This is a genomic window from Agrococcus sp. HG114 (genome assembly GCF_024723325.1).
In the GTDB taxonomy this organism is placed as follows: Bacteria; Actinomycetota; Actinomycetes; order Actinomycetales; family Microbacteriaceae; genus Agrococcus.
This window is the reverse complement of record NZ_JANQCH010000318.1, coordinates 1-334: the sequence shown is the minus strand read 5'-3', so window position 1 is coordinate 334 and position 334 is coordinate 1. Positions and strand designations below refer to the sequence as shown.

1 protein-coding gene is annotated in these 334 nt (G+C 79.9%); it reads right to left on the bottom strand.

The annotated features are described in order from the left end of the window. Window positions 1–334, bottom strand: a 334-nt coding sequence (locus NWP09_RS13410) for a hypothetical protein (protein ID WP_258275965.1), incomplete at both ends; no start/stop codon positions are given.

Here is a 334-nt window from a genome sequence, read left to right as displayed (position 1 = left end):
ACCCGAGCGCGGCGGCGTCGAGCGCCGCGCGCACCACGGTGCGGCACTCCCGCGGCAGCTGCGCGGCCCGCCGCGCGACCGCGATGGTCGCCTCGACGTCATCGCCGACGAGCCGCACGCACGCTCCCGGCTCACGGTGGAGCGCGTGCGGCACCCCTGCGAGCCAGTCCCATGCAGGGCCGTCGGGCGCGATCACCTCCGCGGCGTCGGGCGGCACGGCGTCGAGCGCCTGCACGACCGCCGCGCGCGCGAGCGCGAGCGCGACGGCGTCCGGGCCGACGAAGCCGAGCCCGTCGCGGGCGTCGACGACGATCGGGCCGTCGACGACCGCGGC